This is a genomic window from Morganella morganii, from assembly GCF_019243775.1.
GTDB lineage: Bacteria > Pseudomonadota > Gammaproteobacteria > Enterobacterales > Enterobacteriaceae > Morganella > Morganella morganii.
Genome location: NZ_CP069157.1, coordinates 3,781,371 through 3,804,723, shown reverse-complemented (window position 1 = coordinate 3,804,723; position 23,353 = coordinate 3,781,371). Strand labels below are relative to the sequence as shown.

22 protein-coding genes are annotated in these 23,353 nt (G+C 52.6%); 16 read left to right on the top strand and 6 right to left on the bottom strand.

The annotated features are described in order from the left end of the window. Nucleotides 1–16 precede the first annotated feature (16 nt). On the bottom strand, nt 17–1,369 hold the full coding sequence (locus JL661_RS18165; RefSeq protein WP_004236703.1) for a surface lipoprotein assembly modifier: 1,353 nt from the start codon (nt 1,367–1,369) through the stop codon (nt 17–19). 63 nt (nt 1,370–1,432) lie between these two features. After that, nucleotides 1,433–2,212, bottom strand: a complete 780-nt coding sequence (locus JL661_RS18160) for a Slam-dependent surface lipoprotein (protein ID WP_004236701.1) — start codon at nt 2,210–2,212, stop codon at nt 1,433–1,435. A 440-nt stretch (nt 2,213–2,652) separates the two neighbouring features. Here JL661_RS18160 and umoA point away from each other — a divergent pair, with 440 nt between their 5' ends. Both umoA and JL661_RS18150 read left to right on the top strand, forming a co-directional pair. Further along, complete coding sequence (umoA, locus tag JL661_RS18155; protein WP_004236700.1) at nt 2,653–3,087, top strand: UmoA family flagellar biogenesis regulator; 435 nt, start codon at nt 2,653–2,655, stop codon at nt 3,085–3,087. Nucleotides 3,088–3,186: 99 nt separating this feature from the next. After that, on the top strand, nt 3,187–3,951 hold the full coding sequence (locus JL661_RS18150; RefSeq protein ID WP_062773473.1) for a GNAT family N-acetyltransferase: 765 nt from the start codon (nt 3,187–3,189) through the stop codon (nt 3,949–3,951). On the opposite strand, the gene fdhD is transcribed toward JL661_RS18150, so the two are convergent. Beyond that, complete coding sequence (gene fdhD, locus JL661_RS18145; RefSeq protein ID WP_036417465.1) at nt 3,952–4,782, bottom strand: formate dehydrogenase accessory sulfurtransferase FdhD; 831 nt, start codon at nt 4,780–4,782, stop codon at nt 3,952–3,954. 166 nt (nt 4,783–4,948) lie between these two features. Here fdhD and fdnG point away from each other — a divergent pair, with 166 nt between their 5' ends. From fdnG to JL661_RS18105, 8 genes are all read left to right on the top strand, one after another. Continuing rightward, nucleotides 4,949–7,996, top strand: a complete 3,048-nt coding sequence (fdnG, locus tag JL661_RS18140; RefSeq protein WP_079549259.1) for a formate dehydrogenase-N subunit alpha — start codon at nt 4,949–4,951, stop codon at nt 7,994–7,996. Between the two features lie 11 nt (nt 7,997–8,007). Next, on the top strand, nt 8,008–8,949 hold the full coding sequence (fdxH, locus tag JL661_RS18135; protein ID WP_004236694.1) for a formate dehydrogenase subunit beta: 942 nt from the start codon (nt 8,008–8,010) through the stop codon (nt 8,947–8,949). Next, a complete protein-coding gene (fdoI, locus tag JL661_RS18130; RefSeq protein WP_004236693.1) occupies nt 8,949–9,599 on the top strand; it encodes a formate dehydrogenase cytochrome b556 subunit in 651 nt (216 codons plus the stop codon). The genes fdxH and fdoI overlap by 1 nt, the downstream gene beginning before the upstream one ends. A 139-nt stretch (nt 9,600–9,738) precedes the next feature. After that, nucleotides 9,739–10,665 (top strand): formate dehydrogenase accessory protein FdhE, encoded by a 927-nt coding sequence (fdhE, locus tag JL661_RS18125; RefSeq protein ID WP_004236692.1) that lies wholly within the window; start codon nt 9,739–9,741, stop codon nt 10,663–10,665. A 20-nt stretch (nt 10,666–10,685) separates the two neighbouring features. Continuing rightward, complete coding sequence (gene selA / locus JL661_RS18120; RefSeq protein ID WP_032098047.1) at nt 10,686–12,068, top strand: L-seryl-tRNA(Sec) selenium transferase; 1,383 nt, start codon at nt 10,686–10,688, stop codon at nt 12,066–12,068. After that, nucleotides 12,065–13,927, top strand: coding sequence for a selenocysteine-specific translation elongation factor (gene selB / locus JL661_RS18115; protein ID WP_036417463.1), 1,863 nt, complete (start codon nt 12,065–12,067; stop codon nt 13,925–13,927). Before selA ends, selB begins: the two co-directional genes overlap by 4 nt. 389 nt (nt 13,928–14,316) lie before the next feature. After that, a complete protein-coding gene (locus tag JL661_RS18110; protein ID WP_223302433.1) occupies nt 14,317–14,565 on the top strand; it encodes a hypothetical protein in 249 nt (82 codons plus the stop codon). Then, entirely contained in the window at nt 14,519–14,752 is a 234-nt protein-coding gene (locus tag JL661_RS18105; RefSeq protein ID WP_004240163.1) for a GT-D fold domain-containing glycosyltransferase, read from the top strand. The genes JL661_RS18110 and JL661_RS18105 overlap by 47 nt, the downstream gene beginning before the upstream one ends. Before the next feature lie 59 nt (nt 14,753–14,811). Here JL661_RS18105 and JL661_RS18100 read toward each other — a convergent pair whose 3' ends face one another. Both JL661_RS18100 and JL661_RS18095 read right to left on the bottom strand, forming a co-directional pair. Further along, the gene (locus tag JL661_RS18100) at nt 14,812–15,240 is read right to left on the bottom strand and encodes a TOBE domain-containing protein (RefSeq protein WP_004236685.1); all 429 of its coding nucleotides are present in this window, start codon (nt 15,238–15,240) and stop codon (nt 14,812–14,814) included. A gap of 38 nt (nt 15,241–15,278) precedes the next feature. Beyond that, nucleotides 15,279–15,938 carry a helix-turn-helix transcriptional regulator gene (locus JL661_RS18095; RefSeq protein WP_004236684.1) on the bottom strand — a complete coding sequence of 220 codons (660 nt, stop codon included), beginning with the start codon at nt 15,936–15,938 and terminating at the stop codon, nt 15,279–15,281. Nucleotides 15,939–16,027: 89 nt separating this feature from the next. Here JL661_RS18095 and JL661_RS18090 point away from each other — a divergent pair, with 89 nt between their 5' ends. From JL661_RS18090 to JL661_RS18080, 3 genes are all read left to right on the top strand, one after another. After that, entirely contained in the window at nt 16,028–17,431 is a 1,404-nt protein-coding gene (locus tag JL661_RS18090) for an MFS transporter (protein WP_032098043.1), read from the top strand. Nucleotides 17,432–17,533: 102 nt separating this feature from the next. Beyond that, complete coding sequence (gene accA, locus JL661_RS18085; protein WP_062773471.1) at nt 17,534–18,493, top strand: acetyl-CoA carboxylase carboxyl transferase subunit alpha; 960 nt, start codon at nt 17,534–17,536, stop codon at nt 18,491–18,493. 63 nt (nt 18,494–18,556) lie between these two features. Beyond that, nucleotides 18,557–19,465 carry a LysR family transcriptional regulator gene (locus JL661_RS18080; RefSeq protein ID WP_046024821.1) on the top strand — a complete coding sequence of 303 codons (909 nt, stop codon included), beginning with the start codon at nt 18,557–18,559 and terminating at the stop codon, nt 19,463–19,465. Here JL661_RS18080 and JL661_RS18075 read toward each other — a convergent pair. Beyond that, on the bottom strand, nt 19,459–19,902 hold the full coding sequence (locus JL661_RS18075) for a DUF411 domain-containing protein (protein WP_015422372.1): 444 nt from the start codon (nt 19,900–19,902) through the stop codon (nt 19,459–19,461). The two genes, JL661_RS18080 and JL661_RS18075, sit on opposite strands and share 7 nt — an antisense overlap. Before the next feature lie 121 nt (nt 19,903–20,023). Between JL661_RS18075 and JL661_RS18070 the strand changes: the two genes are divergently transcribed. The 3 genes from JL661_RS18070 to JL661_RS18060 all read left to right on the top strand — a co-directional run bounded on the left by JL661_RS18070 (nt 20,024) and on the right by JL661_RS18060 (nt 23,306). Next, nucleotides 20,024–20,485 (top strand): hypothetical protein, encoded by a 462-nt coding sequence (locus JL661_RS18070; protein ID WP_062773468.1) that lies wholly within the window; start codon nt 20,024–20,026, stop codon nt 20,483–20,485. A gap of 107 nt (nt 20,486–20,592) precedes the next feature. Continuing rightward, nucleotides 20,593–21,585 carry a dicarboxylate transporter/tellurite-resistance protein TehA gene (tehA, locus tag JL661_RS18065; protein WP_004236678.1) on the top strand — a complete coding sequence of 331 codons (993 nt, stop codon included), beginning with the start codon at nt 20,593–20,595 and terminating at the stop codon, nt 21,583–21,585. Between the two features lie 320 nt (nt 21,586–21,905). Beyond that, on the top strand, nt 21,906–23,306 hold the full coding sequence (locus JL661_RS18060; RefSeq protein WP_004236677.1) for a nucleobase:cation symporter-2 family protein: 1,401 nt from the start codon (nt 21,906–21,908) through the stop codon (nt 23,304–23,306). Nucleotides 23,307–23,353 lie beyond the last annotated feature (47 nt).

The window sequence follows — 23,353 nt, the reverse complement described above, 5'->3', positions numbered from 1 at the left end:
AAATAATCAGAAAGGGTTAAAACAGCCGTTCAAAACGCAGCATGATTTCAGTCTGCCGGTAGCTATAAAGCCATGGGACAGAACTGCGGTTGCGGGTGTGGATCAGTGAAAGCTGAGGTGAAATTTGCGCGAATGACGGCGGATAGAGCGCGAGTGTTGTACTGTACTGTCGGGTGAGATCCTCCCTGGCCTGGCGGTGTAACGGATGTGTATGGTGATAACGTTTACGGGTGTAAACGGCATGAACAGACTGGGACACAAAAGGGTGCCACAGATAGGTCAGGCCGGTATGCAGGGCAGCCGTCTGGTAATGTTTATAGGGATCATTTTTTTTGTGGACGGTGGTTTCTGCCTGTAAATACAGCGTGGCTGCCGGATGCGGACGCCAGGTTATCTGTGGTATCAACTGGTATTCAGTGCCGTTATGTGAATGCAGATAAGGCTGATAACGGTGCTGTCGAAGTGCAGCCAATCCGCCGAGAGACCACTCCGGGCTGAGTTGCTGATTCAGATACGTTTGTAAGCCGTAAGCTGAGGAAAAACGGCGCCCGGCGGAAAAATGCTGCTCCAGCAGCGGAGTCAGTTGCCATAAAGTATGGTGATCCTGATAGTGATAACCCGTTTTAGCAGTCAGTGTTAAGGTATTGGCTGCCTGATTCGCGGCATCATACCGGGTGGATACCCGGTAGTGCTGCGTCAGAAAATGGGAGCCGGACAGCGGCGTCAGCCTGCGCAGATCCCAGTCGCTGCGCCATTGTAAGACGGTGTGGGGGATCTGCGGAATAAGGCTGGCGTAACAGGAACCATCGGGGCTGTAGTGCAGGCAGTGTGTTTTCGGCAGTGGAGTCTGATAATAGTTATCCGTGTAATGGCTACCGGCGCTGAGCAGTAATGACCAACTGAGTGCCCGGGTGAGTTCGGTAATGGCGCGGGTAATCTCCGGATAGTGGGGAGAGGTCACCGGCAGGCGCTGGCTCAGTTCCCGGAACAAAAGCAAGGCGTTCCCGAGCTGACGATCAGCCCGGTAGCTGCGGGCCAGTTCCAGTTGTGCGGTAAAGAAATGGGGTTTCTGTTGCAGAATAGTGTTATATAACCGGATTGCAACCCCGGGGCGCTGGTTTAAATAGGCCAGTTTTGCCTGGCTGAAGATTATCAGTAACGGGTCAGCCTGATGTTCCTGCTGATAAACAGATAAGTAATGATAAATTGCTTTGAGGTTATTTTTCTTTAGTGAGAGATATAAATTTCGTGCAGTATTATCATTCTCTGAATGATTATTTTTTTGTATGGTTGCAGATACCGGTAATGAAAAAGCAAGTAATAATAAAAAAAGAATAAATCCGTAAATTAACTTTATCTGCGATGACATATTTATATCCGCTAAACACCAGGAACAGATAATCTGTTCCTGATGAAATGTATCAATAATGAATTAAGACTTGGTTCCGCCGAACGCGATATTCTTCGCTTTATCACTGCTGAACTCAGCATAACCGGCAACCTGCTGTGCATTGTCACCAAAGAAATGCCCGTTGGTCGTACCGCTGACGGCTGTGGTATCGGTACCGGTGGTGCTGACAGATGCGGTTCCATCAAAGGTTGAACCACTGATATCCCCGCTCAGGCTGTAGCTGAGCTCGGTTGAGCTTAGAGAGCCGCTAAAGGTATTGGCATCAAAATCCGTACTGAATGTACCGCTGATCTGTTCACCGCTGCTGTACCCGCTGAGTCCTTTAATGCTGTACTGTGCCGTCCCTTCGGATGGCATGGCGGCGGTAATATCTTTCCCGGCGTAATACACCATATGGGAATCATCGCTGAAATCAGTACCGGAAACCCATTCACCGTAATAAATATCGGCATCGGCTATTTTGGCAAAATTAAAAGAGCCCATACTGCGGTGTGACTGCGGAGTTGAGGTGATAACAGAAACACCGTTATCGTTTGGTGTTGCACGGTTGGGTCCCTGCAGTCCGGCAAAGCTGACTTTGGTTCCGTTGTGCATGCCGGAATAACCAATTCCCGGTTCTCCGCCCGGTGACGGATGCCCCTGACGCTCTGATGCAGCGGTTACGCCGACAGATATATAGTTACTTAAGCCTTCGGCAGATGATGATCCATAGCCCGCATCAGCCTGAGCCTGTACCGCGGAGAATGCGGCACACAGGGTAACCAGTGTCGCCAGCGGGGTTTTCATATTAAATGTATTCATAAACTAAACTCCTTGTAATTTAATGAATGACCGGATGAGTGAAATGCCTTTTTCCGGTATGATTGCCGGAAGCAAATAAACGATAAAGGAGAATGAATTTTCTGTAAATGAGAATTATTATCATTTGTTTGCAATGAGAATAATTTGATTAGAATGCTAATTAAATAACGAATTAAAAAATCACAATTTTTTATTTTTTGTGACAGATTTATTTCAAATATAAGAATGAAAATATGTGATGCACATTCAGAGTTTTTCTGTGCGGTAAACCGGGTTATTAATTCATAAATATCATTAAAAGTGATGATTATTTTTTATTTTATTGATGGAGAGATTTTAAACGTAATAATAATGTATTTAATTAATGGTTATTATCGCATTTGATTTGGTATTTATGTTTCATACTGTCCGGTGTTTTAAGCTGAACGGATAGTCTGACAATGAAACAAACGCTGATATTTTTGCTGTTAACGGTGCTGGCCTGCGGATCCGCATCGGCCACATGGCCGCAAACCGGGAGAAGTGATTTTTCTGAGCGTTATGAGGTGATTACCCTGACACCGGCTATGCCGGTGCCCGGTGCGGTTAATAATGACCCGGCAACAAAAGGTCTGCGGCTGATCGGCCTGCGGCGTGACGGTAACGGGCAGTACACCGAGGTTACGCGCCAGTTTTCCCCCGGAGCGACGAAACACATCCGTTATAAAGGACGGCAGTACCGCATAGTCGGGGATGTTTACCGTGCAGATAATCTGTCAGATACCGGACGCTGGGATAAAGGGCAGTCCGTGGTGACGGAAGAGTATTACGAGATTCTGGATAAAGACGGAAAACGGACAGGAAAGGGATTTTATTTTTCGTCGCGTGACCGCTGATGTAAGTACAAATAAGGTATCAGCAATAAAGGTTGTATTAAGTTTTCTGCCCGGAAAACCGGTAACATACCGGAATCACCCTGATTAGCGGAGAAGTACATGTCATCAGTCCGGATCCTCAGTGTTGCACAGTGTCATGAATCGCTGCTGGACAGCGCGGAAGCACTGATTGCGGAACAATGGCCATTGTTTATGTTATCCAGTCCGGTTTCTGACCAGTACTGGGATGCACTTTATCGTGAGGAAAACTTGCCTTTTCAGCAGGTTGCGGTTGTAACCATTGCCGGAGAGGAGCAGGTCGTCGGGCTTCTGAGTGCGATTCCGTTTTATTTTCCGGAAGATGCACCGCTGACTGATCTGCCGGATGAGGGCTGGGATGCGGTGCTGACGCAGGGGGCAACCGATACCCGGAAACCGACATTTGTATCCGCACTGTCAGTGACCGTTGACCCGGATTTTCGCGGACGCGGTATCCCTGCACAGCTTATCACCGCGCTGAAAGCGGCCGTTGCACAAGCCGGGCTGAAGGGCGTGGTGGTTCCGGTGCGCCCTACGTTTAAGGCACAGTATCCGTTACAGGATTTCGCGGAATATTGTCAGTGGCAGACCCCGCAGGGTGAGCCGTTTGACCCGTGGATCCGCACACATGTCCGGCTGGGCGGGCAGATTATCAAACCGGCTATGCGTTCGATGGATATTACATCCTCCGCTGATAACTGGTCTGAATGGACCGGCATGGCCTTTCCGCACGCCGGTCAGTACATTGTGCCGGGGGCTTTGGTACCGGTTCAGGCCGATCCTGAAACGGACCGGGTCATTTACCATGAGCCGAACCTGTGGATATATCATCCGCTGGCTGAATAGTCAGGGGATCAGCCGTTCAGGGTGGGTATAGATGGTGGCCCGTCCTTTTTTACAGAAACCGGCCAGTGTCAGGCGGCAGCGTTTGGCGGTTTCAATTGCCAGCGTGGTCGGGGCAGAAACCGCGAACAGAATTTCCGCGCCGCACTGCGCACTTTTCTGCACCATTTCATAGCTGGCGCGGCTGGATACCAGCACCGCGCCATCAGTCCACTGTGCTTTTGCCCGCATACCCAGCAGTTTATCCAGCGCCACATGACGGCCGACATCTTCACAACCGCCCAGTAATTCACCCTGCGGGGAAATCCAGCCTGCGGCGTGAGTGCAGCCGGTCAGCTTTCCGATTTCCTGTACCTGCGGCAGCTGGCTGAGTGCCTCATCGAGATGGTTGAGAGAAAAAGTCTGTGTGAAATCCAGCGGTGTGATCGGGCGGAAAATCTCGCTGATCTGCTCGGTGCCGCAGATGCCGCAGCCGGTGCGCCCGGCCATATTGCGGCGGCGCTCTTTCAGTCCGGCAAAACGGCGGGCGGATAATTCAACGTGGACTTCAAATCCGCCGTGGCAGGCATCCGTAATATCAATCCCGCGGATTTCATCAGCGGATTCAATAATGCCTTCGGAAAGGGAAAAACCGACCGCAAAATCGCCGAGGTTTTTCGGGCTGGCCATCATCACCACATGGGAGATACCGTTGTACACCAGGGCAACCGGTGTCTCTTCCGCGACCCAGTCATTTTCATTATGCCCGGGTTTACCTTTTTGTTGCACATTTGTGAGATGCGCACCGCGAATTAGGCAATTATGTAACGATTCTATGGAATAAATGTCATCCATCAGATGAATTCCTGCGCTTAATAATACATAATAATAGTATGGGTAAAAGTTTACACCATTCCACCAGGCAATGAACCTGATCGCACGCACCACTGTGCGGATAAAAAGAAAGTTCGCTGTGGCTTATTTTGCAGCGGCATAAGAGCAATGTAATAAGGAGATCTCCATGCAAGTCAGCAGAAGGCAGTTCTTTAAGATCTGCGCTGGCGGTATGGCGGGTACAACGGCGGCGGCTCTGGGCTTTGCCCCGGCGGTCGCTATTGCCGGTTCACGTCAGTATAAGCTTTTACGCGCACGTGAAACCCGTAATACCTGCACGTACTGTTCCGTCGGCTGCGGGCTGTTAATGTACAGTCTGGGTGACGGGGCAAAAAACGCCAAAGAATCTATTTTTCACATTGAAGGGGACCCGGATCATCCGGTAAACCGCGGCGCACTGTGCCCGAAAGGCGCAGGTCTGATCGATTTTATCCACAGCGAAAGTCGTCTTAAGTATCCTGAAGTCCGTGAGCCGGGCACCAACGAGTGGAAACGTATCTCGTGGAATGAGGCGTTTGATCGTATCGCCCGCCTGATTAAAGATGACCGCGATACTAACTTTATTGAAAAGAACAGCGATGGCGTTACCGTCAACCGCTGGTTAACCACCGGGATGTTATGCGCATCTGCTGCCAGTAACGAAACCGGATTTGTCACCCAGAAATTCTCCCGCGCCCTCGGCATGCTTGCCGTGGATAACCAGGCGCGTGTCTGACACGGACCTACGGTAGCAAGTCTTGCTCCGACATTTGGTCGCGGTGCCATGACCAACCACTGGGTTGATATTAAAAATGCCAACCTTGTTGTTGTGATGGGCGGAAACGCTGCGGAAGCTCACCCTGTCGGGTTCCGCTGGGCGATGGAAGCCAAAATTCATAACAATGCCAAACTGATCGTTATTGACCCGCGCTTTACCCGTACAGCGGCTGTGGCGGATTTCTACACGCCTATCCGTTCCGGTACTGATATTGCGTTTCTGTCAGGTGTCATTAAGTACCTGATGGAAAATGAAAAAATCAACCGTGAATATGTTGAGGCGTACACCAACGCCAGCCTGATCGTCCGTGAAGATTACGATTTTAAAAACGGGCTGTTCACCGGTTATGATCCTGAAACACGCCAGTACGATAAAACCACCTGGAATTACGAACTGGATGAAAACGGCTTTGCGAAACGCGATACCACACTGCAGCATCCGCGTTGTGTGTGGAACAAGCTGAAAGAGCACGTCAGCCGTTATACCCCGGATGTGGTGACCAATATCTGCGGGACGCCGAAAGAAGATTTCCTGAAAGTCTGTGAATATATCGGCGAAACCAGCGCGAAAGATAAAACCGCCTCATTCCTGTATGCACTGGGCTGGACACAGCACACTGTCGGTGCGCAGAACATCCGTACCATGGCCATGATCCAGCTGCTGCTGGGTAACATGGGGATGCTGGGCGGCGGCGTGAACGCGCTGCGCGGTCACTCCAATATCCAGGGCTTAACCGACCTGGGCCTGCTGTCTCAGAGCCTGCCGGGCTACCTGACGCTGCCGTCTGACAAACAGACGTCACTGGAAAGTTATCTGGCTGCCAACACACCGAAACCAACGGTACAGGGCCAGGTTAACTACTGGGGCAACTATCCGAAGTTCTTTGTCAGCCTGATGAAAACCTTCTACGGCGACAAAGCGCAGAAAGAGAATAACTGGGGCTTTGACTGGCTGCCGAAGTGGGATAAAGGCTACGACGTTCTGCGTTATTTCGACATGATGGATAAAGGGGAAGTGAATGGCTATATCTGCCAGGGCTTTAACCCGTTAGCCTCATTCCCGAACAAAAACAAAGTGGTTAAGGCGCTTTCAAAACTGAAGTTCCTGATCACCGTTGACCCGCTGAATACCGAAACATCGAACTTCTGGCAGAACCACGGCGAGATGAACGATGTGGATCCGGCACAGATTCAGACCACGGTGTTCCGTCTGCCGTCCTGCTGTTTCGCGGAAGAGAACGGCTCTATCGTTAACTCTGCCCGCTGGTTACAGTGGCACTGGAAAGGCGCGGATGCCCCGGGCGAAGCTATCAGCGACGGCGAAATCCTCTCCGGGATTTTCCACCGTGTCCGCAAGCTGTATGAAGCGGAAGGCGGTAAGGTACCTGAGCAGGTACTGAACATGACCTGGAACTACTTCGACCGCGATAATCCGACACCGGAAGAAGTCGCTCAGGAGAGTAATGGTCTGGCGCTGGTCGATCTGAAAGATGCTGACGGCAATGTTATTGTGAAGAAAGGCGAGCAGCTCACCTCCTTCGCACAGCTGCGTGACGACGGTACCACGGCAAGCGGATGCTGGATTTTCGCCGGCAGCTGGACACCGCAGGGTAACCAGATGGCACGCCGTGACAACGCTGACCCGACCGGACTGGGTAATACCCTCGGCTGGGCGTGGGCATGGCCGCTGAACCGCCGCGTCATTTATAACCGTGCATCTGCGGACCCGGCGGGTAAACCGTGGGATCCGAAACGTCAGATTCTGGAATGGAACGGCAGCAAGTGGATCGGTATGGATGTGCCGGACTACAGCAATGCCGCGCCGGATTCGGATGTCGGGCCGTTTATCATGCAGCCGGAAGGGATGGGCCGCCTGTTTGCTATCGATAAGATGGCGGAAGGGCCGTTCCCTGAGCACTACGAGCCGATTGAAACCCCGCTCGGCACTAACCCGCTGCATCCGGATGTGGTCTCCAACCCGGCAGCCCGTGTCTTCAAAGATGACTGGGCGCAGATGGGTAAAGCAGCGGAATTCCCGTATGTTGGTACAACTTACCGTCTGACGGAGCACTTCCACTACTGGACCAAGCATTCACGGTTAAATGCTATCACTCAGCCGCAGCAGTTTATCGAAATCGGTGAGCGTCTCGCGAATGAGAAAGGCATTTCCCATGGCGATACGGTAAGAGTCAGCTCCAAACGCGGTTATATCAAGGCGAAAGCAGTGGTCACCAAACGCATCCGTACCCTGGATGTGAATGGTCAAAAAGTGGATACCATCGGTATTCCGATTCACTGGGGCTTTGAGGGTGTGGCGGTGAAAGGCTTTATTACCAACACACTGACACCGTTTGTCGGGGATGCGAACACCCAGACGCCTGAATTTAAAGCCTTCCTGGTTAATGTGGAAAAGGTGTAAGGAGATAAATTATGTCAATGCAATCACAGGACATTATTCGTCGCTCTGCCACCAATTCCCTGACCCCCGCACCTCAGGTGCGGGATTTTAAGGAAGAAGTGGCGAAGCTTATCGACGTGACCACCTGTATCGGCTGTAAAGCCTGTCAGGTGGCCTGTTCGGAGTGGAACGACATCCGTGACAAAATCGGTACCAACGTGGGGGTGTATGATAACCCGCAGGATCTGTCCGCCAAGTCATGGACTGTCATGCGTTTCTCCGAAGTGGAAGAGAATGGCAAATTTGAGTGGCTGATCCGCAAAGATGGTTGTATGCACTGTGCGGACCCGGGCTGTCTGAAAGCCTGTCCGGCAGAGGGCGCAATCATTCAGTATGCCAACGGGATTGTCGACTTCCAGTCAGAGCACTGTATCGGCTGCGGTTACTGTATCGCGGGCTGTCCGTTTAATGTGCCGCGTATCAACGAAGAAGATAACCGCGCTTATAAATGCACACTGTGTGTTGACCGCGTGGATGTGGGTCAGGAACCGGCGTGTGTGAAAACCTGTCCGACCGGGGCGATTCATTTCGGCTCGAAAGAGGATATGAAAGCGCTGGCCGGTGATCGTGTGACTGAGCTGCAAAGCCGTGGTTATGCCAAAGCCGGTCTTTATGATCCGCAGGGTGTCGGCGGTACGCATGTGATGTATGTGCTGCACCACGCTGATAAGCCGCAGTTATATCACGGCCTGCCGGAGAACCCCGAGATCAGTGCTGCGGTGAAATTCTGGAAAGGTGCGTGGAAACCACTGGCAGCAGTCGGTTTTGCGGCAACCTTTGCGGCGGCAATCTTCCATTATGTGGGTATCGGCCCGAACCGGGTATCAAAACGCGAGGAAGAAGAGGCCCTGAAAGATATTCAGGATGTTCCGGCAAAGACTGAGCAATCAGCAGGTCAGGAGGAGCAGAAATAATGCAACAGGATGATCGCGAAAAAATTATCCGCCACAAACCCATTGCGCGTATCAATCACTGGGCTGTGGTCATTTGTTTTCTGTTCACGGCCATCAGCGGGCTCGGGTTTTTCTTCCCGTCGCTTAACTGGTTTATGAACATTCTGGGTACCCCGCAGTTATCACGTCTGCTGCATCCGTTTACCGGTGTGGTGATGTTCTTACTGTTTGTGTTTATGTTTTTCCGTTATTTTAAACACAACTTTATCAACCGTGATGATATCGAGTGGGCGAAGCAGATCGGCAAAATCATGAAGAATGAGGAAGCCGGTGATGTCGGTCAGTATAACCTCGGTCAGAAAGGGGTGTACTGGGCGGCCAGTATCTGCCTGTTCCTGCTGCTGCTGAGCGGTATCGTTATCTGGCGTCCTTACTTTGCGGAGTATTTCTCCATTCCGGTGATCCGTATCGCGCTGCTGGTACACTCCATTTCCGCTATCGGGCTGATCATCACTATTATTGTTCACGCGTATGCGGCAATCTGGGTGAAAGGGTCAGTGCGTGCGATGACGGAAGGCTGGGTAACGCGCGGCTGGGCGAAGAAACATCACCCGCGCTGGTACCGTCAGATTGTGGCAAAAGAGCGCGAAGAGGATAAAAAAGGTCAGTGACCGTTTTTACTATTCTCGTGTGACCATTCAGAAGGCAGGGATTTCCCTGCCTTTTCGACATTTTAAGGCAGCCGGTTCATAATAGGGTTTTACTTGCCGGACCGGCTTATCCTCTCCATATCAGAAGAAGAGCAATATCATGAGTATCCGAATTGTATCCAAAGAAGAGCTGGGACAGGCTCAGAAAAATGAAAAAGGGATTGGCTTTATCCCGGCCGTACTGTTTCCTAATCTGAAGAATCTGTATCAGCGCCGTGCCGAACGTTTTGATGAGCTGGCCAAAGATAACCCGTTTGCAGATTACCTGGAATTTGCGGCTGAAATCACCCGCGCCCAGCAGAAAGCCCTGTATGACAATCCGCTTGAAATGGATATGGATGCCCTGATGGCCGCCAATATGCCGGGCAAAGCCCTGCTCGACTGCCACACTTTTCAGCGCACTGAACACTGGCGCAAACTGCTGAAAAGCATTATTGCCGAGCTGCTGCCGGTCGCGCCGGATCATGCCCGCCCGACTCTGGAAAACCTGGACAAAGCCTCTGAGAATGAGCTGGAAGACATGGCAACGGCCTTGTTTAATCAGGAATTTTCCGCTGTATCACCGGATAAGTCCGTGTTTATCTGGGCCGCATTATCCCTGTACTGGGCGCAGATGGCGTCGATGATCCCGGGCAAAGGCCGCGAAGAGCACGGTGAACACCGTCAGTTCTGCCCGGTCTGTGCGGCAATGCCGGTCTCCGGCGTGATCCAGATCGGCACCACGCAGGGGCTGCGTTATCTGCACTGCGGATTATGTGAAACCGAATGGCATGTGGTCCGTATTAAGTGCACCAACTGCGAACAGACCCGTGATCTGAATTACTGGTCACTGGAAAGTGAGCAGGCGGCGGTGAAAGCAGAAAGCTGTGGTGATTGCGGCAGTTACCTGAAAATTCTGTCACAGGAAAAAGACGCGAAAGTGGATACCGTGGCGGATGACCTGGCAACCCTGATCCTGGATGCCCGGATGGAAGAAGAAGGTTTTGCCCGCAGCAGTATCAACCCGTTCCTGTTCCCGAATGAATAAGTCAGTGAAGTGAGTCCGCTATGAACGAACGTGCATTATACAGTCAGATACCTGCCATTGACGGGTTATTACATGAAACACCGGTTGCCGCACTGACAGAACAGTACGGACAGACCTGTATCGTCGGTGTGCTGCGGGAGATGCAGGATGATGCACGTGACGCGATCCGTGAGCGGCAGCAGCTGCCGGACTGGCACGGTTGCTGGGCGGATGAACTGTCCCGCCGTCTGGACAGCGATCGGGAAGCACTGCGGCCGGTCATTAACCTGACCGGTACCGTGCTGCACACCAATCTCGGCCGGGCATTACAGGCGGAAGCGGCTATTGAGGCGGTGACCAATGCCATGCGCTGGCCGGTCACGCTCGAATATTCCCTTGATGATGCCGGGCGCGGTCACCGCGACAGCATTGTCGCGGAGCGCCTGTGTCAGCTGACCGGCGCGGAAGCGGCCTGTATCGTCAATAATAATGCGGCGGCGGTATTACTGGTGCTGGCGACGATGGCCGCCGGGCGGGAAGTGATTGTTTCCCGCGGTGAGCTGGTGGAAATCGGCGGTGCCTTCCGCGTGCCGGAAGTGATGAGCCAGGCGGGCTGTCGTCTGGTTGAGGTCGGCACCACAAACCGGACCCATCTGCATGATTATAAAAATGCCGTCAGTGAGCAGACGGCGCTGCTGATGAAAGTCCACACCAGTAATTATCATATTGAAGGTTTTACGGCAGAGGTCTCCGGGCAGGAACTGGCGGAACTCGGCCGGGAATATACTATCCCGTCAGTGATTGATCTCGGCAGCGGTGCTCTGATTGATATGACACAGTGGGGATTGCCGGAAGAGCCGATGCCGCAGCGCTATCTGGCGCAGGGCATTGATATTGTGACTTTCTCCGGTGATAAACTGCTCGGCGGGCCGCAGGCGGGGATTATTCTCGGCAAAAAAGCGTGGATTGAGGCAATACAGCGCCATCCGCTCAAACGCGCCCTGCGGGCAGATAAAATGACTCTGGCGGCGCTGGATGCCACGCTTCGTCTGTACCGCCGTCCGGAAAAACTGGCGCAGACACTGCCGTCACTGCGCCTGCTCACCCGGTCTGCTGACGATATTTATGATATGGCACAACGGCTTGTGCCGAAAATTCAGGCATATTACGGTGATGAATGGGTGATCCGCGCAGAGCCCTGCTCCTCGCAGATTGGCAGCGGATCCCTGCCGGTGGAACGCCTGCCCGGCTGGGCAGTGACGTTTACCCCGCAAAACGGAAAAGGCAGCGCCTTAGCCACCCTGACGCAGTCTCACCGTCAGCTGACCATTCCGGTGATCGGGCGGGTGAGTGACGGGCGTCTGTGGTGGGATCTGCGTTGCCTTGAAGATGAAAACCGACTTTTACAGGCACTGTTACCATGATTTTTGCTACAGCCGGCCATGTTGACCACGGAAAAACGGCTCTTATTCAGGCGGTAACCGGCGTGGATACCACCCATCTGCCGGAAGAGAAAAAACGCGGAATGACCATCGACCTCGGCTATGCCTACTGGCCGCAGGATGATGATACGGTTATCGGCTTTGTGGATGTGCCGGGCCATGAAAAGTTTCTCGGCAATATGCTGGCGGGTATCGGCGGGATCCGCCATATCCTGCTGATTATTGCCTGCGACGACGGAGTGATGGCACAGACCCGCGAGCATCTGGCGATTCTGCGCCTGGCAGGGCGTCCGCAAATCTCTGTGGTGCTGACCAAAGCCGATCGCGTCCCGGCGGAGCGGGTTGAGGAAGTCCGGCAGGAAATCACAGAACTGCTGTTATCTGACGGCTGGCCGGAAAGCCCGGTCTTTGTCACCTCATCCCATACCGGCGAAGGGCTGGATGCACTGCGGGCCCATCTGCGTTTGCACCATCAGCAGCAATCTTCAGAAAGCCGGACAGAAAAACGTTTCCGGATGGCGATTGACCGTGTTTTCAGTGTCAAAGGGGCGGGGCTGGTGGTGACCGGTACCGCGCTGGCCGGGCGTGTCAGCACCGGTGACACTTTATGGGTGACCGGCAGTGACAAATCTGTCCGTGTGCGCGGTATTCATGCCCAGAACCGCCAGCAGGAGCAGGCTCAGGCCGGTGACCGTGTGGCGATCAACCTGAGCGGTGATGTCAGCAAAGAGACGGTTTCCCGCGGTGACTGGCTGCTGAGCGAAAAACCGGTGCAGTCTGCACACCGCATTCTGGCGGAAATTGAAACAGATGAAGGTCTGAAAAGCTGGCAGCCGGTGCATATTCACCACGGCGCCAGCCATATCACCGGGCGGGTTTCCCTCCTGAGTGACGATAACATCCGTCCGCTGCTGGCGGAAATTACCCTTGATACCCCGCTCTGGCTGGCGGAGGAAGACCGGCTGATCCTGCGCGATATCAGTGCGCAGCGCACACTGGCGGGTGCCCGTGTGCTGAATTTGTCTTCCCCGCGACGCGGAAAACGTCGCCCGGAATTTCTGGCGTGGTTATCAGAACGGGCAGCGGCACAGGATGATCGCGATGTCCTGATGTGCGAACTGCCGCGCGGGGAAATTTCTCTGCCGGTGTTTGCCTGGGCGCGGCAGCTGACAGCGGAAAAACTGGCGGAATGTACTGCCGGGCTGAATCTGCTGATCAACGACGGTTATGCCCTTTCGGCACAACGGGTTGAAACGGCAAAAGCCATTCTGCTGGCTACTCTGGCGGATTATCATCAGTCACACAGCGACCAGATGGGCGTCGGCCGTGACAGGCTGAAACGGATGGCATTACCGGTGCTTTCTGATTCCATCGTATTTCCGGTTATTGCACAATTACTGGATGAAAAACAGATTGTCAGAACCCGTGGCTGGCTCCATCTGCCCGGATTCGGTCTGGCTTTCGATCCGGCACAGGACGCGCTCTGGCACAGTGCGGAACCGCTGTTTCAGCAGGAGCCGTGGTGGGTTCGTGATCTGGCCGTTAAACTCGGCATTGATGAAACCACCGCCCGTCAGTTTCTGAAAAAAGCCGCACAGCTGGGTCATATTATGGCGATTGTGCCTGACCGCTATTATCACCGGTCACAAATCACGGAATTCGCGCAGGTTATCCGTGAATATAATCAGACACATGAAGAAGGTATCGGCGCGGCACAATTCAGGGATAAATACGGCATGGGGCGTAAGCTGGCCGTACAGATTCTGGAGTTTTTTGACAGGACCGGTTTTACCCGCCGCAGAGGGGACAAACATATTTTGCGGGATGAGGGACTATTCTGATTTTCTTCAAAAAGGATTTAAGACATGAAGATCGATTTGGAAAATTTTGTCAGTGAATTCAATAAAGAGAAATTCCCGGGCTATTACGTCAGAAATGCAAAAATGTATGGCTGGTATTCAGGGATTATGAATCTCCGGATCTTTTTCAGAAGAGCCTTAAACGTGATTTTGATTTTAAAACACTGATTTATGACGGCCGGAATAAGAAATATGAATTCAGCCGGATCCCGCTGGATGAAACAGATACTGTCTCGATAGCCCGCGGAATTACCAATGAGATTATCGGTTTTTATAATGATATCGCTGCCGATTTTTATGCCCGTAAACAGACGGAGCTGACCTGTGCGATTGAATCTCATCAGTACCGTGATCTGCTGAATAAAATGCTGATGTATGAATTACGGAATATCAGCACCGGTAATTACAATACACTGGTGTGTGTTCCGGGTATGCAGACTGAGAACGATTCATGGCTTAAATTCTGGTCTCAGTACTGGTTTCTGACAAAATGTTATCTTGATCAACCGGTTTACGGTGATACCCGCGCCACGACTCCGGACGGTTTTTATCAGTCCGGTAAAAAACTGGCGGATGCCCGGATGGATATCTGGGCGGGTAAAAGACACCGATGCTTATAACGATATTGATCAGCTGACCGAACAGTGTCTGATGAAAAAAGAGATTGATCTCTTTCTGATTGCGGCAGGCCCGGCAGGTACGGTGCTATCTGCAAGGCTGGCAGACAACGGTAAAACAGCGCTGGATATCGGTAATCTGGTCAGCAGTTATAATACGGTTTTCCCTGAACAGCTTCAGGCGGAGTAATGACCGGCAGATAATAAAACAGGCCGCAAATGCGGCCTGTTTTGCACGGTATGCCGGAATCAGGCTTTAGTGGCTAAAATAACGCTGGAAGCTTTTATCAGTGCGACAATTTCATTACCTTCATGTAATTCCATTTCGTCGCGGCTTTCATTGGTAATAACCGCTGTCAGCGGCAGCCCTTTTTCGGTTCTCAGATGAATCGTGCTGTTGACCGCACCGTTCACCATTTTGCTGATTTTGCCGCGGAACTGGTTGCGGGCGGAAAAACGCAGGCCGCAATCCGGATTTGCCAGTACCACCCACGGCGCTTTAATAATCGCGACCGCTTCTTTTCCTTCGCGGATCCCTAATACGTCACAGCTCTCTTTGGTGATGACGGTTGTCAGAATTTCACCATGCTCAAGTGTTAATTCCACTTCATTATTAACAGCGCCGGCAACAACGCGGGAGACTTTACCGGTGAGCTGGTTACGTGCGGAAATTTTCATTGTGTGACCTCTTTCCTTTTAGTGATTAACTGAAATGGTTAATCTTCCTGTTGTATCACACGATATACGCAGCGGCGAGAATCCGTGAGTAAATATTCGACCCGTTCCACACTTGCATTTAAAACTGTCTGAAAGAGTTCCAGCTCGGCGCGGCAGAATCCCTGACACATGCGGGCGGCGGAGCAGATAGGACAGTGATTTTCAATAATCAGCCAGCTTCCTTCCGGTTCTTTTTCCCATTGCGCCATATAGCCTTCCTCTGTGCGGATGGCAACGAGGCGGATAATGCGTTCTTCCAGAGTTTCTGCGCCCTGAAGTTTATCAAAATAGTCGCGGCGGGCTTCATTCTCACGGGCGGTAATAATTTTGCCGATAGCATCCTCGCCGAGTTCGCGGCGGATGGTGGTCAGGATTTTGACCGTCAGCTCAGCGTGACAATCCGGAAAGCGTTTATTGCCCAGTGCGGTCAGGTGCCAGCGCTGCACCGGACGGCCGACACCCCGGCATTCGGAATGTGCCTCAACCATGCCGTCCCGGGCCAGTTTGGTAAACTGCTGACGGGCAGCTTCCCCGGTGGTACCCAGGTGTTCCCCGGCCTCGGATGCCTGCATCGGGCCATGCTTTTTCAGGAGAATAAGCAATTTTTCTCCGACAGATTGTGCGGAACTGAGGTTGCTTTCCAGGTTAGTTCTTGACATATTCTCGTGCCCGGTATTTATTTATCCAAGTTAATTCTTGTTTAATTTATCGTATTCAGCAAAGTATCACAAGACTAAAGGATGGTTCTATGTTGCCCGATGACAGCCGCTGGCGTGACCTTTTCTCAGGGAAAAACGCTGCGATTTCAATCGCTCTCTCGTTCGGTGTTGTTATTCACGCCGTTAATATCTTAATGGCGACCACCATTTTGCCATCCGTTGTTGCTGATATCGGCGGCCTGAATCTGTATGCCTGGAATACCACACTGTTTGTGGCGGCATCCATTATCGGTTCTGTACTCTCCGCCCGGCTGCTTGCCGTATACGGTGCCCGTATCGCCTACCTTATATCGGTGGTGGCCTTTTTCGCCGGCAGCCTGGCCTGTGCACTGGCTCCCCGGATGGAAATTATGCTGCTGGGGCGCACCATTCAGGGCTTCGGCGGCGGTGTTATGTTCGCACTGTCTTATGCCATGATCAATTTAGTTTATGTTCCGGCGCTGTGGCCGAGAGCCATGGCACTGATTTCCGGGATGTGGGGTGTTGCCACATTGGTCGGTCCGGCAGTCGGGGGTATTTTTGCCCAGTTAAACGCCTGGCGTTTTGCTTTTGGTGTGATGTTGCCGCTGATGGTTATCTATGGGCTCTTTTTGCTTACGATTATGCCGAAAAAGCAGAAAGATGACGGCACCCGGCCGTGTCTTCCCCTGATCCAGCTGACATTGCTGACTGCCGCAGTGCTGGTGGTCTCCGCCGGGAGCCTCAGCCCGGATGTGTTCCTGAATGTGGGCGGCGTGGTGGTCTCGCTGCTGTTACTGATTGTGCTCGCGCTGATTGAGCAGCGCAGCCGCATCCGGTTACTGCCGGAAAACACCTTCCGGCGCGGCAGCCATCATGCCGCGCTGTATATCACTATTTCTCTGCTGGCGATCGGTATGACCTGTGAAGTGTTCGTGCCGTACTTCCTGCAGCGCCTGCACGGTCAGTCGCCGCTGGCATCCGGTTATATGAGTGCGCTGATGGCGCTGGGCTGGACTGTCAGTGAGATCATCAGCGCCGGATGGAAAGGGGCGAAAATGCGCGCCAGTATTCTGCTCGGGCCGGTTTTTGTGCTGGCGGGGCTGGTCCTGCTGGCACTGACGCTCTCTGTACCGTCTGCCGGCACATGGGGCATCATGTCGCCGATCCTGCTGGGGTTATCGCTGGTCGGGTTCGGGATCGGGTTCGGCTGGCCGCATCTGCTGACCCGGATTTTACAGGTTGCAGCGCCTGCGGATAAAGAGATCGCCGCCGCTTCCATCACCACCGTGCAGCTTTTTGCCACGGCACTGGGTGCGGCGCTGGCGGGAATGATTGTTAACGTCAATGGTTTCAATGACGGTACATTGACGGGTGTGATGTCTTCAGCCTACTGGCTGATGATGTTACTGGCCATTGCCCCGCTGATTGCGATTTTCACCGCCCGTCGCTGCGCGGCCATTTCTTACGGCTGATTATCCCGTTTCTGATAATAGTGTATGCCGGAATGAGGACTGTATCCCGTTCCGGCGTTTTTTTACACTGACCGGATGTTTTCTGTCAGGGTAATGTCCGCTATGTCTCAGTATCATCTCGAATTTGAAAAACCAATCATTGAGCTGGAAGAAAAAATCGCCGCATTGCAGTCATTTAAAGAGCGCAGCAGCGATTTGGGGTTTGATCCGGATGATGAAATTGCCTGCCTGCGGAAAAAATGCGAAAAACTGACTCAATCGATTTATGCGGATCTCGGTGCATGGGAGATTGTCCGGCTGGCCCGTCACCCGCTGCGGCCCTATACCCTGGATTATATCAGTCTTATTTTTACGGATTTTCAGGCGCTTGCCGGTGATCGCGCCTTTGCGGATGATAAAGCAATTGTCGGCGGGCTGGCACGCCTTGAAGGCCGTCCGGTGATGGTTATCGGTCATCAGAAAGGGCGGGATACCAAAGAAAAGTTACTGCGCAATTTCGGCATGCCGTCACCGGAAGGCTACCGCAAGGCGCTGCGTCTGATGAAAATAGCTGAACGTTTTCATATGCCGGTGCTGATGTTTATCGATTCCGCCGGTGCCTATCCCGGCGTGGGCGCGGAAGAGCGCGGACAGGCAGAGGCGATTGCCCGTAACCTGCTGGAGTTATCGCGGCTGAAAACGCCGGTTATCTGCTCTATCACCGGCGAAGGCTGCTCCGGCGGGGCGCTGGGGATTGGTGTCGGTGATCGCATCAATATGCTGCAATACAGTACCTATGCGGCGATTTCGCCGGAAGGGTGCGCCTCTATTCTGTGGAAAAGCGCGGATAAAGCGCCGCAGGCTGCTGAAACCATGGGGATGACCGCCCCGCGCCTGAAGGCGCTCGGTATTATCGATACCATTATTCCCGAACCGGCGGGCGGTGCTCACCGCAACTATCAGCAGGCGGCGGATAACCTGCGTGAGCAGCTGTTGCAGGATCTGGCAGTGTTATCCGCCTTACCGGAAGACGAATTACTGGCACAGCGCTATCAGAAATTAATGTCTTTCGGCTATTGCTGAGGACAGATTAACCTGTTTGTGATAACAATATGGGTGAATATCTCTCACAACGGGGACGCGGTCATGGCGGTCGATCTGAATTTACTGCCGGTTTTTCTGGCGGTGGCGGAGCTGGGCAGTTTTACCGGTGCGGCCACCCGGCTGGGTATGCCGTCATCCAATGTCAGCCGGGCCATCAGACAGCTGGAAACCCAGACCGGCTGCCGCCTGATTGAACGGACAACCCGGCGTATGCGCCTGACGGCACAGGGGCAGCAACTGTATCAGTGCGCCGGAAAAACGGACTTCATGCTGCGGGAAACTTTTTCACAGATCCGCAATGATAATGTGCTGACCGGCTGTTTCCGGCTGACGGTGCCCGGTGAAGGCTGCGGAGAAATGCTGGCGCCGGTACTGGCCCGTTTTGCCGCACTGCATCCGGATTTGCAGATCCGGTGTGACACCCGGCTGACTCCGGCGGATATTATCAGTGATGATATCGATCTGCTGCTGACTTATCAGCGCGGGGAGATGGCAGACAGCAGTTATCACAGCCGTCTGATTCAGTCATGGTCGTGTGTGGTGGTGGCAGCGCCGTCATTACTGGCGCGGACCGGTATCCCGGTTTCTGCCGCTGAGCTGCCCCGGCTGCCCTGTATTTCCAGCCTGAGTGCCCTGAACGGTCAGCCGTGGATTTTCCGTAAACCGGACGGCGGATGGCTGACTGTGCGCATTAACAGCCGCTATCAGGTTAACGGTGCGGCACTGGCAGCGGCGGCGGCTGTTGAAGGGCTGGGTTTTGCGATTCTGACCACGCATTTGTGTCAGCAGGCTTTCCGTGACGGTACATTACAGGCTGTCCGGCTGAATGAAGAACCGGCTCCCATCGAACTGAGAGCCGTTTATGCCAGCCGCCGTGAGGTGTTACCGGTTGTCGACAAATTCCTGCATTTTCTTGAAAGTTCGCTGCGGGATCAGGATAAAAATCAATAGCTGCGGAATACCGTCTGCTTTCCGTCCGCATCATAGGCGACCACATCATACGGCTCTTTCATATCCTTGTATTCCATACCCAGGCTGCCGACCGGCATCCCCGGAACCGAAATTCCTTTGGCACTTTCCGGCAGCGTATCAATGGCATCCAGGCTGTCCGCCGGGACGTGGCCAATCACATATTTGCCGTTCAGCGTGGCGAGGTGACAGCTCATCAGGTTCGCGGTGGCGCCGGAATCAAGCATCATTTTCTCCAGCTGTGCCTGCGGAATAATATTGGTTTCCACATCGTAACCGGCTTTTTCCACCCCTTCCGCCCACTGGCCGCAGCAGCCGCAGGTCGGGGATTTATACACGGTGACGGTTCCTTTCGCTGCCATGGCACCGGCAGAAAGTGTGGTTAATAATAAAGATAACGCCCAGACGGATTTTTTCATCGGTATTCCCTGTAATGAGTCGGATAATAATGATGAGATTAATGGTTTACCTTAGGGGAAGGTCAATACAGGGGAACGTATAGTTATGCGGAGAAGTGTAAAGGTTTAAACGGAGGTCATAATGGTAACGCACCTGACATTACAGATAACAGCAACAGAAACCCGGATTTTTTCTGCGGAGGCTGATGTGCGGCTTCCGCTCGGTGACAGTGTGATTGACGGGTTTGTTTTTCAGCACTCGCCGGTGACAGCTTATGAAGCGGAAGTGGCAATTGAGCATATTGAAAACCGGATTATCCCGGCGCGGGCGGCATTACCGGCGGGAGATCTGATTTTGCATTGCCCGGATCCGCGGCTAAACTATTTACTGACCGGTGATGACGCGGGCTTCTTATCCACTGAGGAAACAGAACGCGCGTTTAATGAAATCGTAAATGTCATCAGCGGCAGCCCGGTATCATCAACATCACTCCCGTCAGACAAACAATTCACGGCGTTTTTACTGATTATCCGTGAGATCACCCATCACTGGGGACTGGCTGGGCTGGTACCGGGAACTGCCGGAAAAAATGATGTGATTTAACATGTATACAGAATGACTCTTATCAAAATAAATTATAAAATTTGTATTATTATTTAGTCTCCGGGGCTGCCGCTCCGGCGATTGTATGATGACAGAGCAGAACAGATATGAGCATTACACTGATAAATAAGATTAAATCCGTTTCTTCCCGGTTTTCGGCCGGGTATTTCGGCATGGTCCTGGGGCTGATCGGCACCGGGATGGCATGGCGTTACGCAGCGGCTGAGCAGGGGTATCCGGCAATCATCGGTGAGGTGATTATTGGTGCCGGTTGTGCGGTCTGGTTGGTGCTGATCTCTCTGTTTATTATCCGCAGTTTCTGTTTCCCGGGAAAAATGACCGACGAGTTCCGTCATCCGGTCGCCAGCGGGTTCTCCAGCCTGTTACCGGCAACTACTGTTCTGGTGGCGATGGGGCTGACACCATACTTCCCGCTGTTTTCCACCGGATTATTTTCCCTCGGCGCAGTAGCACAACTGTCTTACGCCGCGTGGCTGGTCGGCTCCCAGTGGAAAGGGGAATACCCGAAAGCGGCGACCACCCCGGTACTCTATCTTCCGACTGTCGCCAATAATTTTATCTGCGCCATGGCGTGCGGCGCACTCGGTTTTACCGACCTCGGTATTCTTTTCTTCGGTGCAGGCGTTTTCTCCTGGCTGAGCCTGGAACCGGCGATTCTGAAACGGATCCGCAGTGACGGGCTGATGGATGAAAAATCGCGTCTCTCTTTCGGTATTCAGCTGGCTCCGGCACTGGTGGCATGCAGCGCCTATCTGGCGGTAAACCAGAATCATATTGATTTCTTTGCCAAAATGCTGCTCGGCTACGGGTTACTGCAACTGGTGTTTATGATCCGGCTCATCCCCTGGTTTACACAACAGGCATTTACCCTGTCATTCTGGAGCTTTTCATTCGGAGTGTCGGCACTGGCAAAATCCTCTCTGAATATCAGTATGTCTTCAGATAATGAATTTATTCACCTGCTGGCATTCACCCTGTTTATTTTTTCCAACGCCTTTATTCTGTTGCTGGTGGTGAATTCGCTGCGTCTGCTGGTCAGAAAGCAAATCACCCGCGCCCGTATCCGCGAAGAGAATTAATGTTCAGCCGCCGGTTCCCGGCGGTTATCAATTTGATTATTTATTAATCATTATTCTCATAATGATATCTGCGCTGAAAAACCCCGCTGTCGTGAGATGTTCAGTACGAATAGTGAACAATTTCACAAAGTGATCAAAAATTCCGTTATTAATCACATTTTATAACCCTTCTCCCCGCTAATCCGCCCTCCTGGTGTGGTTATTGCTTTATCTGTTGATACAGATTGCATGACAGCCGTCTGTTCTCCACAAGAGTCCTAAATAAAACAGATAGTTATTAACAGAGTCAGATAGTCAAATTCACGTACAGGAGAGAAGAGATGTCTGATCAACAAAACACAGCATCTGATCTTATTTACCAGCTCGAAGATAAACCCCCGTTTTTACAGGCGATTATTGGTGCCGTGACCCATCTGCTGGCCATTTTCGTTCCGATGGTCACACCGGCGCTGATTGTCGGCACGGCCTTACAGCTATCGCCTGAGACCAATGCGTATCTTGTTTCCATGGCTATGATCGCCTCCGGTGTCGGCACATGGTTGCAGGTAAACCGCTACGGCATGGTTGGTTCGGGGTTATTATCGATTCAGTCCGTTAACTTTTCATTTGTGACAGTGATGATTGCCATCGGAACCAGCATGCGGGCTGATGGTGTTGATGAAGAGCTGTTACTGTCCACTATCTTCGGTATCTCGTTTGCCGGCGCATTCTTAGTTGTGGGATCGTCTTTTATCCTGCCCTATCTGCGTCGTGTCATCACCCCGACAGTCAGCGGTATTGTGGTTCTGATGATCGGGCTGAGCCTGATAAAAGTCGGGATTATTGATTTCGGCGGCGGCTTCTCCGCCAAGTCCTCCGGCACCTTCGGTGATTATCAGAATATCGGTGTCGGGTTACTGGTTCTGCTGGTTGTTATCGGGTTTAACTGCTGTAAAAGCCCGCTGCTGCGCATGGGCGGGATCGCGATCGGGCTGATTGTCGGTTATATCTGCGCCCTGTTCCTGGGGATGGTGGATTTCAGTCAGATGAGCAAAGCCGCGTTTATCACGATCCCGGTACCGTTTAAATATGGTTTCTCGTTTAACTTCGCTCACTTCCTGGTGGTCGCTATTATTTATCTGCTCAGTGTGCTGGAGGCGGTCGGTGACCTGACGGCAACCGCGCTGGTGTCCGGGCAGAAAATTCAGGGACAGGAATTCCAGTCTCGTCTGAAAGGCGGGGTAATGGCGGATGGTCTGGTGTCTGTGGCGGCTTCCGCGATGAGCTCTCTGCCGCTGACCACCTTTGCCCAGAACAACGGGGTTATTCAGATGACCGGGGTGGCTTCCCGCCATGTCGGGAAAATCATTGCGGTTATCCTGGTGATCCTGGGGCTGTTTCCGGGGATCGGCTGGTTCTTTACGACGATTCCGGCACCGGTGCTGGGTGGTGCGATGACACTGATGTTCTCCATGATTGCCATTGCCGGGATCCGTATTATTCTGTCCAACGGTCTGCGCCGCCGCGAAACCCTGATTGTGGCGACCTCACTGGGGCTGGGGTTGGGTGTCTCTTATGACCCGGCGGTTTTCCACGTCCTGCCGACATCCCTTTACGCGCTGGCAGAAAACCCGATCTGTATGGGCGGTGTGACCGCTATTATTCTGAATTTAATTATTCCGATCAGTAAGGAAACCGAACCGGATGATATTGAAGAATCCGTGAGGGAAGAGGAAGTTTAATCAGCACAGCCTGACAGCCCGCTTATCTCAGCGGGCTGTCAGTATAC